The sequence below is a fragment of the Syntrophotalea acetylenica genome (genome assembly GCF_001888165.1).
Classification (GTDB): domain Bacteria; phylum Desulfobacterota; class Desulfuromonadia; order Desulfuromonadales; family Syntrophotaleaceae; genus Syntrophotalea; species Syntrophotalea acetylenica.
Genome location: NZ_CP015455.1, coordinates 2,803,967 through 2,817,691 on the forward strand (window position 1 = coordinate 2,803,967; position 13,725 = coordinate 2,817,691).

15 protein-coding genes and 1 pseudogene are annotated in these 13,725 nt (G+C 53.5%); 6 read left to right on the forward strand and 10 right to left on the reverse strand.

The features are described from left to right. Positions 1 to 238: 238 nt before the first annotated feature. The 5 genes and pseudogenes from A6070_RS13150 to A6070_RS13170 form a co-directional block, all read right to left on the reverse strand. On the reverse strand, positions 239 to 1,384 hold the full coding sequence (locus A6070_RS13150) for a UDP-galactopyranose/dTDP-fucopyranose mutase family protein (protein ID WP_072286199.1): 1,146 nt from the start codon (positions 1,382 to 1,384) through the stop codon (positions 239 to 241). Beyond that, the gene (locus A6070_RS13155) at positions 1,381 to 2,472 is read right to left on the reverse strand and encodes a hypothetical protein (RefSeq protein ID WP_072286200.1); all 1,092 of its coding nucleotides are present in this window, start codon (positions 2,470 to 2,472) and stop codon (positions 1,381 to 1,383) included. The genes A6070_RS13150 and A6070_RS13155 overlap by 4 nt, the downstream gene beginning before the upstream one ends. Positions 2,473 to 2,581: 109 nt before the next feature. Continuing rightward, a pseudogene (locus A6070_RS13160) lies at positions 2,582 to 3,372 on the reverse strand (transposase). 331 nt (positions 3,373 to 3,703) lie between these two features. Continuing rightward, complete coding sequence (locus A6070_RS13165; RefSeq protein ID WP_145926366.1) at positions 3,704 to 4,357, reverse strand: formyl transferase; 654 nt, start codon at positions 4,355 to 4,357, stop codon at positions 3,704 to 3,706. Positions 4,358 to 4,628: 271 nt separating this feature from the next. Continuing rightward, positions 4,629 to 5,405 carry a transposase gene (locus tag A6070_RS13170; RefSeq protein WP_072286202.1) on the reverse strand — a complete coding sequence of 259 codons (777 nt, stop codon included), beginning with the start codon at positions 5,403 to 5,405 and terminating at the stop codon, positions 4,629 to 4,631. A 260-nt stretch (positions 5,406 to 5,665) separates the two neighbouring features. Between A6070_RS13170 and A6070_RS13175 the strand changes: the two genes are divergently transcribed. Together A6070_RS13175 and A6070_RS13180 are read left to right on the forward strand one after the other, a co-directional pair. Next, complete coding sequence (locus tag A6070_RS13175) at positions 5,666 to 5,983, forward strand: BrnT family toxin (protein WP_072286203.1); 318 nt, start codon at positions 5,666 to 5,668, stop codon at positions 5,981 to 5,983. Further along, on the forward strand, positions 5,952 to 6,227 hold the full coding sequence (locus tag A6070_RS13180; RefSeq protein ID WP_072286204.1) for a BrnA antitoxin family protein: 276 nt from the start codon (positions 5,952 to 5,954) through the stop codon (positions 6,225 to 6,227). Before A6070_RS13175 ends, A6070_RS13180 begins: the two co-directional genes overlap by 32 nt. 199 nt (positions 6,228 to 6,426) lie before the next feature. On the opposite strand, the gene A6070_RS13185 is transcribed toward A6070_RS13180, so the two are convergent. The 4 genes from A6070_RS13185 to A6070_RS13200 form a co-directional block, all read right to left on the reverse strand. Beyond that, positions 6,427 to 6,747 (reverse strand): hypothetical protein, encoded by a 321-nt coding sequence (locus A6070_RS13185; RefSeq protein ID WP_072286205.1) that lies wholly within the window; start codon positions 6,745 to 6,747, stop codon positions 6,427 to 6,429. 161 nt (positions 6,748 to 6,908) lie between these two features. Beyond that, a complete protein-coding gene (locus A6070_RS13190; RefSeq protein WP_072286206.1) occupies positions 6,909 to 7,307 on the reverse strand; it encodes a hypothetical protein in 399 nt (132 codons plus the stop codon). Between the two features lie 224 nt (positions 7,308 to 7,531). Continuing rightward, entirely contained in the window at positions 7,532 to 7,993 is a 462-nt protein-coding gene (locus A6070_RS13195; RefSeq protein WP_145926367.1) for a hypothetical protein, read from the reverse strand. Between the two features lie 476 nt (positions 7,994 to 8,469). Next, a complete protein-coding gene (locus tag A6070_RS13200; protein ID WP_072286208.1) occupies positions 8,470 to 8,859 on the reverse strand; it encodes a phage integrase N-terminal SAM-like domain-containing protein in 390 nt (129 codons plus the stop codon). A 129-nt stretch (positions 8,860 to 8,988) separates the two neighbouring features. On the opposite strand from A6070_RS13200, the gene purB reads away from it, so the two are divergent. From purB to A6070_RS13220, 4 genes are all read left to right on the forward strand, one after another. Next, complete coding sequence (purB, locus tag A6070_RS13205; RefSeq protein WP_072286209.1) at positions 8,989 to 10,344, forward strand: adenylosuccinate lyase; 1,356 nt, start codon at positions 8,989 to 8,991, stop codon at positions 10,342 to 10,344. Between the two features lie 155 nt (positions 10,345 to 10,499). Continuing rightward, on the forward strand, positions 10,500 to 11,321 hold the full coding sequence (locus A6070_RS13210) for a CvfB family protein (RefSeq protein ID WP_072286210.1): 822 nt from the start codon (positions 10,500 to 10,502) through the stop codon (positions 11,319 to 11,321). A gap of 68 nt (positions 11,322 to 11,389) precedes the next feature. Further along, positions 11,390 to 11,605, forward strand: coding sequence for a DUF1653 domain-containing protein (locus A6070_RS13215; protein ID WP_072286211.1), 216 nt, complete (start codon positions 11,390 to 11,392; stop codon positions 11,603 to 11,605). A 147-nt stretch (positions 11,606 to 11,752) separates the two neighbouring features. Next, positions 11,753 to 12,217, forward strand: a complete 465-nt coding sequence (locus A6070_RS13220; protein WP_072286212.1) for an FKBP-type peptidyl-prolyl cis-trans isomerase — start codon at positions 11,753 to 11,755, stop codon at positions 12,215 to 12,217. Between the two features lie 81 nt (positions 12,218 to 12,298). Here A6070_RS13220 and rpsA read toward each other — a convergent pair whose 3' ends face one another. Beyond that, on the reverse strand, positions 12,299 to 13,513 hold the full coding sequence (rpsA, locus tag A6070_RS13225) for a 30S ribosomal protein S1 (RefSeq protein WP_072286213.1): 1,215 nt from the start codon (positions 13,511 to 13,513) through the stop codon (positions 12,299 to 12,301). Between the last annotated feature and the right edge of the window lie 212 nt (positions 13,514 to 13,725).

Below are 13,725 nucleotides of genomic sequence, written 5' to 3' on the forward strand. Positions count from 1 at the left end.
CTCTTTAAAAACAAAAACGAAACGAGTAGAATTAGGGCACTGCTCTTTCTTCTTTTTCGGCCTTCCAGACTCGCGCGGCTTCAAAGCCTTCCGGAGTCCCGGGGACCGGAATTCCGGCCCAACCCCAGAATTTTGCCGACGCCAGGGATAGTCTCGAAATGCCGGTACGCACATTGAACAGGAACGCCGTTGCGGGCGGATCTGGCCGGCGATGGGGTATTGGCAGTTCCCGCCTGAATTACAGTTCGGCGGAAAAAACCGGCAACCGACGACTTTCAGCGTGGGCGGCAAGCCATCTTGCGGCAAAGTCGAGCGATTCCGCAATCACGATATCCATATCCAGATAGCGATAGGTTCCAAGGCGGCCGATGAAGGAAACTCCAACGTCAGACGTTGCCCGTGAAACGTAACGCCGCATAACCGCAAGATCAGCCTCGAGACGTTTTGGATAGCAGGGAAGATCCTCGTCTGCCGATTCACGGCTGAATTCCTTCGAGATGACAGTATTATCGAACCTTTCCCAGGGCGTAAAATGTTTGTGCTCTACCATTCTGGTCCAGGGCACTTCCAAGCCTGGAAAATTGATGACAGCCGTTCCCTGCGCATCTCCAACCAACGTAGCGAAAGACCAGGAAACCGTGCGGTAGCCAAGACGCCCTTCCGCATACTCATAAAAACGGTCAATGGCCCCCGAGAAAAAAACATGCTCGAAGAACGGCCGCATTGCCCTTTCCCAGGGCGTTTCAAGGCTGACTGAAATGAGCGGGTGGGTCAATATGGCCTCGATAACCGCTGAATAGCCGTCACGGGGAATGGCCTGGTAGGTACTGTCGAAATAGTTGTCATTATAATCGAACCGGACCGGCAACCTCTTCAGAATCGAGGCTGGCAACTCCCGGGGATCACAACCCCACTGTTTGACGGTGTATCCTCTAAAAAACGTTTTATATAGTTCCGGACCGATAGAGGCTTTGGCATGCTCTTCGAAATTGGACGGCTCGTTCTTTCCCCGGACAGTCTTTTCCTTGAGAAACTCCCGCGCTTCTCCGGGAGTCAGAGCCGTGCCGAAAAACTGATTGATCGTGTGCAGATTGATTGGGAGGCCATACACGCCTCGTTCGGTGATGGCCTTGATCCTGCTGACATAAGGTACCCATTCCCCAAATCGATTTATAAAGCGCCAGACTTCCTCATGTGACGTATGGAAGACATGGGGACCGCGAAGGTGCAGCATGATGCCGGTTTGCGGATCCCTTTCGGTACAACAGTTACCGCCGATTCTGGGCTCGGCGTCTATCACCTGTACCGGCAGACCGGCTTCGGCCAATTGGCGCGCCAGAACCGCGCCTGCTAGTCCAGCGCCCACGATGAGCAAAGGATTCAATTGAAACCTCCGAATGATTTAACCAGCCGTCTGACGGCTTTCCGGGTGCAAGAAATGAAGCGCGCACTGAAAATCCCAACGGCATACGCGTAATGGGCTACCATCAGGTAAAATCTACATCTCCATGCTATCTGCCCCGAACGATAGGCGTCCCGCCCGATGGCCTTCACCTCATACAGATGATGGCCAGAGGCGATTTCCAGTGCCAGCGATACCGAAAGAATCTTACAGTGATGATACTTCGTGACGTGAGATAAAACAGGACGAATGCTTCGCAGCAAATGGGTAAACAAAACAGCAAGATACCCCTGACTGTCGAAATCCGGCATGAATACTTCGGGCAACGGCTTGACGGGATGATAGAGAAAATTTTTGCGAAATCCCGGTAAAAGAATCGGTGGGTCCCAGCGCATGGACCCATTATGGTCCGAACTGCCACCATAAAAACGCTCGGTCAATTCGGGACTGGTATAAGGACCGTCGCCGCCAATATCAAGAAGACTCAACCCTGAAACCGAAAAAAGGGTTGGAATCAGATTTTCGTGAAATCCGCACCAGCCGGAGCTTACCGCATTTTTCAGACATTCGAAGCCCGGCCTGGAAAGCCGTGTGACCGGTAAAAAACCGCGAACCAGATCGCTGTTACCAAGCGTCATGCCCACAGAAGGTTCGATCGCGTACCACCAATACCAATCCGGTTCGTCCGAATAGGTTCTCAGATGGCTGCACAACAAATCTTCGTCACGATTTCGAAAGGCATCAAAAAAATCTTTCCATGCGCCCGAAAAAACCACATCGTATTCGACTAGCCAATAATAATCGAAGCCAGGATATCGGTCATAAAAATCAAGCCAGGCAAGATGGCCATTGCGCAGCACGTCGTTTCCGATGATCCACCGAGCTCTTGAAGCGATTTCAGAGAACTTGAATTCGCAGATCCAGGGTCGGACCGATTCCGGAGCTAATGATGAACCGTCGCTCAGCAAAAAGGCCTCGTCGTCATCACCGATTCCGGAACGCAGACGCCCGAATTCTCTCAAGACAGACTGATCGAAGCGGTGCGTCATCATAACCACGGCGATTTTCATATCGGTTAACAATCCTTGTCTAAACTGCGGCGAGCAGAGCGTGGTTGCCCCGGGGGGGTTGCCCCGGAGGGCTTGCCCCGGGGGTCGGACCGAACTAACTGTTTAATATTTAATAGAAATCACTCCAAAAGTAGCAATTATTTGGTGCTATAACTCGATTTTTGGGGTCCAAATCGGCCCCATAGGTCTCCGTCGCTTCCCGGAGCATATAGGCATCTTCACTTGCCACCAAACTTCTGCCTATCCCCCGCGCTCCAAGTTTTTCCTGGATCTTTCGAACGAACGGCTCGCTGCCGACCGCGACACTCTTTGTCCAAATCTCTTCACGGCTGCCTTTGTCCGAGGCAATATCTCCTCCACCCAATCCCGGTGAGCTTTTGCCAACGCATCCGGTCCATCGGTCTCGGTAGCCTCCGCAAGAGCGTCCAAAGCAAGCAGGGTGTTGCGGCGACGGTTCCCCTGGATCTCGTGATACCCGCCAAAGGCCCATTCTGCCGGATGATACACAGCTCCTGCCCGTACCATGTTCAAATCGATATAGACAAGGCAGCGGCGCAGATGTTCGCCGGATTCTATGGCAGTCGCATGGTAGCGATCTTCCCAGAAAGCCCCTTTGCGGTGCTTTCGCTGGTTATATTCCTGACCGACGCGACCCGCTACCAATTGAATGGCTGGAGCTATGGATTTGGCCTCGTCATTGTCTTTGACAAGCAGATGGACATGATTGGAGGTAACCGTATAGTTCAAGATTTGCATGGAAAACCGGGTGCGAGCTTCGCGCAACCAGCCAACAAAACGATGCCGGTCATGAGCGAATTTCAGTAAAAATTCTTTTTTGTGGCAGCGGTGGGTAATGTGCCAGATGCAGCCTGGAATGCGATGCCGATTGGCTCTTGCCATGGGTGCCTCCCTGTGCCAGGCAAGGGGAAATTCAGCCGAAAAACGATAACCCTGATTTTGCCCCCAAAAATCGGGCTATAGGCAATTTTAAGGGGTTATTTTCGCAAAAAATTTTTACATTTCAGTGGGTTCACTTGGTCCGACCCCCGAGAGTGCCCGACCCCCGAGAGTGCCCGTATCCAGCTCAGGTCCGGCAAAAAATGTGTCAAAAGCCCGGTCGCCAAGATCCACGCGATAAACCAACCGCTTCCATCCGACTGGACGATTCCCTGTTTCTGAAGGGTTTTCTTCTATTTATACTGACTATAATTTGCATGGTAATTTCAGTCCCTCACATTTTTTCAGCAGCGGCGCCCTGCACCGAAGGTTCCATATCGTGCACAGCCGGATACCCTGGCAGCAACATCGCTTGAAGTTGTTTCCGAGTGATGCATGCATTGCTCCATTCACGGTCCACGCGACCCGCTTTTCGTAACATTGTGACCCGACTTTCCATATCCGGGCATGCGGCCAGACGGGGAATCCAGAGCCTTAACATAGCAATTGCCGCGGCCTGATTCATTTTTCGTAACGTCATGCGGTCGCATTGGGCCGGCAACGGGTATTCCGCGATATCAAAAATTTCTCCACTATCTAATTTGGTGTCCATCCAATGGAGAGTGGCTCCATAGTGGGAATGTCCCTGGCTGATGGGAACGATATCATAGCCAAGACCGGGAATTTCCGGCAGTGCCGGGTGAATATTTAACGGAAGATCCATACAGGCCAGATCCTCTTTTTGAAGAACGAAATCACTGTAAAAAGAAAACGTCAACGGCCAGTGTCGTGACCTTATCATGCGCCGAAGACGCTCCTTTCCAGCAGGGTCGCCGTAAGCCCATATGGCGATCTCCGCCCCCGGAAAACAGGATCGCACAACATGGGAGCCAACGTCGCCGAGATTTGGATCCCCGATAAAAAGGCATGAATTCATGTCATTTTCCATCTCGCTAAAGCCTCATAATAAAGGTTTGTCCAGCTCCAGAACTTGCGAAGGGAACATGCTCTGTGAGCCCCCATTCCAGTCTCTCGTTAACACATGGGGGAGAAATACTCAAGACCTAAGGGTCTCCAAGTGGCAGGGTTTCCGAACCATCATAAAAAATTAGACGGGATTCAGAGGACACCATACTGACGGGGTTCAGGGAACACCATACTTACGGGCTTGCCCCGGGGGTCGGACCGAACTAACTGTTTAATATTTAATAGAACTCACTTCAAAAGCAGCAATTATTTGGTGCTATAACTCGATTTTTGGGGTCCAAATCGGCCCCATAGGTCTCCGTCGCTTCCCGGTGCATATAGGCATCTTCACTTGCCACCACACTTCTGCCTATCCCCCGCGCTCCAAGTTTTTCCTGGATCTTTCGAACGAACGGCTCGCTGCCGACCGCGACACTCTTTGTCCAAATCTCTTCACGGCTGCCTTTGTCCGAGGCCAATATCTCCTCCACCCAATCCCGGTGAGCTTTTGCCAACCCATCCGGTCCATCGGTCTCGGTAGCCTCCGCAAGAGCGTCCAGAGCAAGCAGGGTGTTGCGGCGACGGTTCCCCTGGATCTCGTGATACCCGCCAAAGGCCCATTCTGCCGGATGATGCACAGCCCCTGCCCGTACCATGTTCAAATCGATATAGACAAGGCAGCGGCGCAGTTGTTCGCCGGATTCTATGGCAGTCGCATGGTAGCGATCTTCCCAGAAAGCCCCTTTGCGGTGCTTTCGCTGGTTATATTCCTGACCGACGCGACCCGCTACCAATTGAATGGCTGGAGCTATGGATTTGGCCTCGTCATTGTCTTTCACAAGCAGATGGACATGATTGGAGGTAACCGTATAGTTCAAGATTTGCATGGAAAACCGGGGGCGAGCTTCGCGCAACCAGCCAACAAAACGATGCCGGTCATGAGCGAATTTCAGTAAAAATTCTTTTTTGTGGAAGCGGTGGGTAATGTGCCAGATGCAGCCAGGAATGCGATGCCGATTGGCTCTTGCCATGGGTGCCTCCCTGTGCCAGGCAAGGGGAAATTCAGCCGAAAAACGATAACCCTGATTTTGCCCCCAAAAGTCGGACTACAGGCAATTTTTGAGGGGTTATTTTCGCAAAAAATTCTTACATTTCAGTGGGTTCACTTGGTCCGACCCCCGAGAGTGCCATCCATAACGTTTGGCATGAGAGCGCGCGGTTTTTGCGCGTCCTGCTCAATGCCGTGGTTAGTGCTAGTTGACAACAATGTATATTCTGATAATATACAAAGATGATCAACTGGGCGCAGATAACAGGCTTTGACTGGGACGAAGGCAATCCGCGTAAAAACGCGGAAAAACATGATGTTTACCAGTCCGAAGCTGAGCAAATTTTCTTCAATGAACCGCTGCTGATTCTGGAAGACAGCAAGCACAGCCAGAGAGAGCCTCGTTATCATGCCCTTGGCAAAACCGACGATGCACGTATGTTGCATATCACCTTCACTTTGCGAGGTAGCGGTACCCTCGTCCGAGTGATTTCCGCTCGCGATATGCACCGTAAGGAGAGAGCAATTTATGAGCAAATTAAAAAAGATGCCCGTGTTTAAAACTGAAGCAGAGGAAAGAGAATTCTGGGAAAGCCATGATTCCACCGAATACGTGGATTGGAGCCAGGCCCGCCCCGCTTCTTTTCCAAACCTGAAGCCCTCAACCAAAACTATATCGCTCCGCTTACCGGAAGCTCTGCTTGATCGCATCAAAATCGAAGCGAACAAACGTGATATGCCTTATCAGTCGCTTATCAAGGCTTGGCTCGCAGAAGATGTGGAAGACAGCCGCCATGTGCGATAAAGCGCTAACGAAAACATCAGCTGTGCGACCCGCGAGACAGACGTTGAAAAGAAAATGAGCTTACTTCAATCAACTCATACAGACTGACAGGTTATCTTATGGTTTTGCATCCTCCCTCTGGATAAAAACTATAAAAATCGCCACCACAATGAAAATCATAAGAGGGAAGTCTGAAGACTGCGATCATTTAATAATTTTTTTATCTTTTTTTGTACTCTCTTTCACCATCCGTCAACAGACCTGTTTTTTCATCTATTGTTAAATCAACATTCCTGAAACCACTATTCACCTTCAATGTTCCATTCTCGAAAGTTGCTGGAATATTTTTCGTTTCAATTTTTCCATCTCTAAAACTAGGGGCTGCTCTACGAATAATAAAATTATCTCCATTCACCTCAATGGTCATAACGATATTTTTATATTTTGTGTCAACCCATTCGCCAACAAAGTCTTCTCCCGGTTTCGAGCATCCAGAGATTACTAAAATGACGAATAAAAAAAACACTGCCAACCTTTTCATTGCGAACCTCCTTAAATTTAAATAATTGCGAGCCCCTGCCACCCGGCAGCAATCAGGACAACTCGGAATTTCCAAGATGCCATTCCTTAAGATGACGTTTGACATGAGAGGCGCGCGGCTTTTTGCGCGTCCTGCTCAATGCCATGGTTAGCAAAGACTGCCTACTGGCATGTGCCGGTGACAATCCCTGCGCCGCCCATCGACAAGGCAATAAATGGCTTGATTGCTCCGGACTGATACTCTTGAACCTCCAGAACCTGGTATTGCCCACCAAAATCAGCAACTGCTTTAAAGGAGTTCTCTGAGGAACCCTCATTTACCACACGGGTGGACTGGGCAAGAGCGGTTGGGACAACCTCACCAATAATCTCACCTGTGACTCGGGACACGGAGAAAGAGCCTCCCTTCATTTGTTTTTCAAACCCGGAGGATTCTAACGCCCCATTGGCCGAAAGGGCGTACAGGTGGGCAACTTTGCAGGTGTATGAAAGTTCACCAGCTGTCACATTTCCTGACAGCAGCACGGTAAAGACAGTGATCATTACACACAAGATTCGCATACTTAGGCTCCCCATCAAGAACGTGCTAACGTAAAGCTCACCGGTGGCGCTGTGCCACTGGCGAACTAAAAACTTTAACGAGAACCACCACTGTTTCACCCATCCGGTGTAGTGGCTTGTTGGGGACTGCAATGTATAGCGACGAAGTTATTAAAGAATGTCACCGTTTCTTTAAGCGAAATATTGTCCGTCGGTGCAAAAAAGTGGACATCGTTTTCTTTAAACTATATAGACTTCTTGAGAAGGTAAGGCGTTTTTGCAATAAGTTTTGAAGTATCGTGAAGCTCGGAAACAGCCAAGTCTTCTCGGAAAGACTTTATCATGTCAAAGAACTTAAATTGGTATTTTTCTTTATCAGCGAAGGCATCTTCAATGGAAATATCAAGAAGCTCATAAATTGAATTTATTGTGTCGCTAGAAATAAAAAACAGATTCTTTTGGAAATAGTCAAAGCACTCAGACCTTGCTTTCCCATACTGATCAACCATTAAGTTCTCATCTTCGGAGGCAAGGACCGTTAGCAATGTGTCAACTGCTAAGGCATTGAGGGCTTTGTAGACTTCAAATTTTTCTGAATAAATCTTACTTCGTTCAGTGGTGTGGGCACTGAACCATTTGTCAACCCACCTGAGAGAGGCCCCTATGATTGTTCCGAGAAATGCACCGGTTGGTAGTTCCCACATCATCCTCAACCTTTCAATTTTATTCCTATGATCCCCAACAATAAATGGAAGGATCCTTATAAAACGAAAAAATAAAAATATTTGCCCTTATAAAAAACCGGCCGACCGTTCAAATTTTCCTTATTTGTCCCTTATTTTTATAATACTTACGAATCTTGCATGATTTGTTTTGGTGTTTTATACGGACCCGGATAAAACAACTGGCTGCCAAGCAGCCTGTCGGATTATCCCGGTCGAAGCAAAAATTTGGATGTTTGAGATCAGATTTTAGCTCGTTTTCATCCGGAAACGGCCCTTTTCCGCCGTGGCGGCGTCAATCCGCAGGCTTGCTTGTGCGGCGTACCGATGTACGCCTCCGCACAACCCCTTGATTTCCTTGCCACAACGAAAAATTGCTCGTTTCCCATATGAAAACTACGCTGTAGCCATCCGGAGTTTCCGGATGGACACTGAGCTCGTTTAAAGGTTCATAGCCGTAGCTATGGGCCGAAAAGGAGCTGAAATATGAGCCAAACAGCCGAATTTGCAGCCGGCGCATGGATAGTCCGACAGCCTCCCAGGCCACCGAGAATCGTCCTGACTTCGTCACGGGTCAAGACCACGGGAAGTCTCCTGGGTTTTCGCGCCCGGATAACCGCTCCGAGACCGCCGACTTCGCGATCGATGACGTAACGATATAAAAACAGCAAGGCCGACAATGCCTGGTTCTGGGTGGAAGCGCCTACGTTGTGCTTTACTGCCAGATGCGCAAGAAACGCATTGATCTCCGGTTCGCCCATTTCGGCCGGATGGCGAACTTCATGGAAGAAGATGTTGATTGAAAAAATTAAACGGCACTTTTTTGTAGCGCTACCAACTCTTTCTGTCAATATTATTTAATCCGTAAAATCCAAGATTGCTGGAGATTCACGACAAAGTCCCTGAAACGCCCAAAGAACCTTGCAGTATCGGGCCGCTGCGTTTATAGTGCAGGATTATTCAAAATCAAGGAGATTGCCATGATTACGGCTATCAGCCCGCTGGACGGGCGTTATGCATCGAAGGTTTCCGTGCTGACGGACTGTTTTTCCGAATACGCGCTGCTGCGCAACCGGGTGAAGGTGGAGGTGCTGTGGCTGCTGGCGCTGTGCGCCGAACCGGGGATCCCCGAGTGCCGCACGGTAACGCCCGAAGAGGAACAAACCCTGCGCGCCATCGTGAAGGATTTCACGCCGGAGGAAGCGCAACGGATCAAGAAGATCGAGGCGGTGACCAACCACGACGTGAAGGCGGTGGAGTACTACCTGAAGGAAAAGATCGCCGGCACTTCGCTGGAGGAGATATCTGAGTTTCTGCACTTCGCCTGCACCTCGGAGGACATCAACAACCTCTCCCATGCGCTGATGCTCAAGGACGGCCTGGCCGCGCTCACCCCTTTGCAGGGTGAGATCATCGCGTTCCTCAAGAAGCTGGCCGATCAGTACAAGGCGTTGCCGATGCTGGCCCGCACCCACGGGCAGACCGCTTCGCCCACCACCATTGGCAAGGAGCTGGCGGTATTCGCCGCGCGGCTGCGCAAGCAGAGCGGCAACATTGCGCAGGTGGAGATTCTCGGCAAGCTCAACGGCGCGGTAGGCAACTTCAACGCGCACCTGTCGGCCTATCCGCAGGTCGACTGGCCGGCGCTGGCGCAGCGGGTCATCGAAGGCGAGCTGGGCCTGACCCAGAACATGTTCACCACCCAGATCGAGCCGCACGACTACATGGCCGAACTGTTCGACGCCCTGGCGCGCTGGAACACCATCCTCATCGATCTGAACCGCGACATCTGGACCTACATCTCCATGGCCTATTTCGGCCAGAAAACCATAGCCGGCGAAGTCGGTTCCTCGACCATGCCGCACAAGGTCAACCCCATCGATTTCGAAAACTCGGAAGGCAACTGCGGGCTGGCCAACGCCATCTTCAGCCACCTGTCGGCCAAACTGCCGGTGTCACGCCTGCAGCGCGATTTGACCGACTCGACGGTACTGCGCAACATGGGCGTGGGCTTCGGCTACAGCATGATCGCCTACCGCTCGACCCTCAAGGGTCTGGGCAAACTCAAGCTCAACGAGCACAAGCTGGCTGCGGACCTGGACCACGCCTGGGAGGTGCTGGCCGAACCGATCCAGACGGTGATGCGCAAGGCCGGCATCGAGAAACCCTACGAAAAGCTCAAGGAGCTGACCCGCGGCCACGCCATCGACCGCGATACCATCCGCGCCTTTGTCGAAGGTCTGGAGCTGGCGGCCGACGACAAGCAGCGCCTGCTGGACATGACCCCGGCAAGCTACACCGGCATGGCCGCGAAGATTGCCGAGCTGCTGGACTGATCCGGCATGTCACTGCTGCCAGATGCCAGGGGGCCGCGACTGCGGCCCCTTGCTGTTTTGCCCGGGCTTGCTTTCAGACGCAATTTTGCGCATGCTTGAAAAATATTCGGTTTTAGATGTTTTCCGGAGCAGGAAAATATCACAGGAGATCAGCTATGTTGGAAATCGGCCGGGTCCAGACCCTGACCATCGACTACATCGACCAGCGCGGCGCCTGGCTGCGGACCGGCGAGGAGCCGATCCTGCTGCCGTCGCGCCAGGTGCCTGAAAACGCGCGCCCCGGCACCCCCGTGGAGGTATTCGTCTACCTGCACGCCGGCGCACCGATGGCGACCCTGCGCCAGCCACTGGCCCAGGTCGGCGAATTCGCCCTGCTACGGGTCAACACCGCCGACCAGAGCGGCACTTTTCTGGAGTGGGGCATGGAGAAGGAGCTGCTGGTGCCTTTCAGCGAGCAGCCCAAACGCATGAAACAGGGCCAGTATTACATGGTGCGGGTCTGCCTTGACGACCAGGGCCGCTGCTTCGCCAGCGGCCGCATCGACCGCTGGCTGGAACGGGACAACATCGAACTGGAGGAAGGCCAGCCGGTCAGCATGCTGATCTGGCAGTTTACCGACCTCGGCGCCAAGGTCATTGTCGAGCACCGCTACAGCGCACTGCTCTACCGCAGCGAAGTGCAGCCGGAAATGAAGCCCGGCGACCGGCTCAAAGGCTTTGTCAAAAGCCTCCGCACCGACGGCAAGGTCGACGTCACCCTGCACCGCGCCGGCAAGGCCGGCACCGACCGCGCGGTGGGGATCCTGCTGGAGGCCCTGGGCAAAAGCGGCTTTTTGCCCCTGCATGACAACAGCCCCCCGGAGCTTATCCGGAAGCAGCTCGGCATGAGCAAAAAAGCCTTCAAAAAAGCCGTCGGCGGCCTCTACAAGACCGGGCGCATCGAGCTGCTCGACAACGGCATCCGTCTGAAGGAATAGGCTTGGGGCGCAGAACCTCGCAAATCCGCCCTGTCTCGTTACAAACCAACAGTCACCTGGGGATAAAAATGCTCCCGAAAGGCATCTACCGCCACTTCAAGGGCAACCTCTACGAAGTGCTGGACACTGCGCGGCACAGCGAAACCGAAGAATGGTTCGTGGTCTACCGGGCCCTTTACGGCGACATGGGCGTCTGGATACGCCCCCTGGCGAACTTTTGCGAAACGGTCGAAACAGACGGGCAAAGCCTGCCGCGCTTTGCCTACATCGGCGAAAAACCATAACTTTTTTCTTGACGGGATACCGTCAATAGTTGTATCACCCCTTTTTCCGACGGCCTTCGCCGCCGGCTCACAGCCCCATGGCCCATCGGCCGCCGGTCCAGGTACCGTTTCTTTAAACTGCTACCCCTTAACGGGAAGGATAAAATCATGGCCCAGGCAAAACAAGGCGATCGCGTTAAAATTCACTTTACCGGCCGGCTCGACGACGGCAGCGTCTTCGACACCACGACCGGCGACAGCTCGTGCCAGTGCGGAGACTGCGGCGACGAAAATGCCCCTTACGAACTGGTGATCGGCAACGAAGAGTTTTTCGTTCCCGTGGAGGAGGCTCTGGTCGGTATGGCGCCGGGCGAGAAGAAAAAGATCGTGGTCAGCCCGGAGGATGCTTTCGGCGACTACGATGACGAGTGCGTCTTTACCATCGAGCGCAGCCAGCTGCCCGACGACATGCAGCCCGAAGTCGGCATGGAACTGGAGCTGACCGACGAGGACGACGAAAGCGTGGCGGTCACCGTCGTCGACCTTACCGACACGACCGTCACTTTCGACGCCAACCATCCCCTGGCGGGCGAAGAGCTGACCTTCGATATCGAGCTGGTGGAAATTGTCTGAAAATCGAGCGGCCCCCGGAAGAATCCTTCCGGGGGCCGCTCACCTTTTGTGCCTGTTTTTCCCGTCCGGCGGTCCGCGTACCTATCGCTTCTTTCCCTTCTTCTCGAATTTACCCTTGAGCAACTCCCCGAAGGTGCCCATGGAACCGCCGCCGGGCTTTTCGACGTAGCTCTTCGGCGCGGCGCTTTCGGCGCCGGCCGCGGCGGGCGCCAGGGCGATGCGACGCTGTTCGCGGTCTATCTGCTCGACGGTCACCAGCAGCTGCTGTCCGACCTCCAGCACTTCGCGGGGATGGCTGATGCGGCGCCCCGCCCCGAGTCTGGAGATGTGGATCAAGCCGTCGATGCCTTCCTCAAGAGCCACGAACGCGCCAAAAGGAACAAGCCGCACCACGGTGCCGGTATGTACAGAGCCCTCGGCGTAAAGCGTGCCGACCTTGCTCCAGGGATCGGCCTGGGTATCGCGGAGACTGAAGGAAAAGCGCCCCGCCTCCCAGTCGAGCTTTTTTATCGCCAGCTGCAACTGCTGCCCGACATGCAGCGCTTCACCGATATTCTCGACCCGCCCGTAACTGATTTCGGAAATCGGCAGCAAGCCTTCCAGCCCGCCGATATCGACAAAAGCGCCGAACTCCCGCAGGGCCGTGACCGTACCCTGGACCACCATCCCCTCCTTGAGGGTTTCCCGCAGACTCTCGCGCTGGCGCGCCCGCTCCTCTTCCATCAGGGCCCGGTGGGATACGACGACATTGCGCCCCTGTTCACCGAACTGCATCACCTTGAAGGAAAGGCTCTGGCCAACCGGTATCTCGGCATCCGCATCCCGGCGCATCCCCAGTTGGGAAAAGGGACAGAAAGCCCGCATGCCGCCGGCCAGGCGCACCTCGAACCCACCTTTGACCTCCTTTTCCAGGCGGCCTTCCACCGGAATGCCGCTGCGCCAGGCCTCCTCGATCTGGGCCGCGCCGGCGGCACCCTGGCCGAGCCGGGTGGTAAAGCGCAATTCACCGCCGGCTCCGGACAGAAAATAAACCGGCAATCTGTCGCCAACCGCAACCGCCGCCTTGCCTTCTGCATCCTGGAGTTCGCGGATATCCAGCACCCCTTCGCCTTTTTGGCCGACATCGAGAAACACCCACTGGGAGCCAACCTGCAACACCGTTGCCTCGATTTTCTGGCCGGGCTTCAGTTCCCGGGCGCCGAGCAGGCTCTGCTCCAGCAGCGCGGCGAAATCCTCCATGTCATCGTTTGCCGTTTGGTCATTGATTTCTTCCGAATCGTTCCGTGTGTCTTCCATGCACGCCTCGTCAGTGTGTTTTCATCCCTGAATTCCGGATGGACGCCTGTTAAAATAGATGCGCAGATTATAGGCCCGTTAGCCGACCGGGGGCAAGGATCTTGGCACGGATCGGGACGATCCGCCCGCGCTGGGATCCAATACACGACAGCAGAACAAAAAATCGCTTGTCAGGTTCCATGATTGTATTATAGATATATTCATATCTTTTA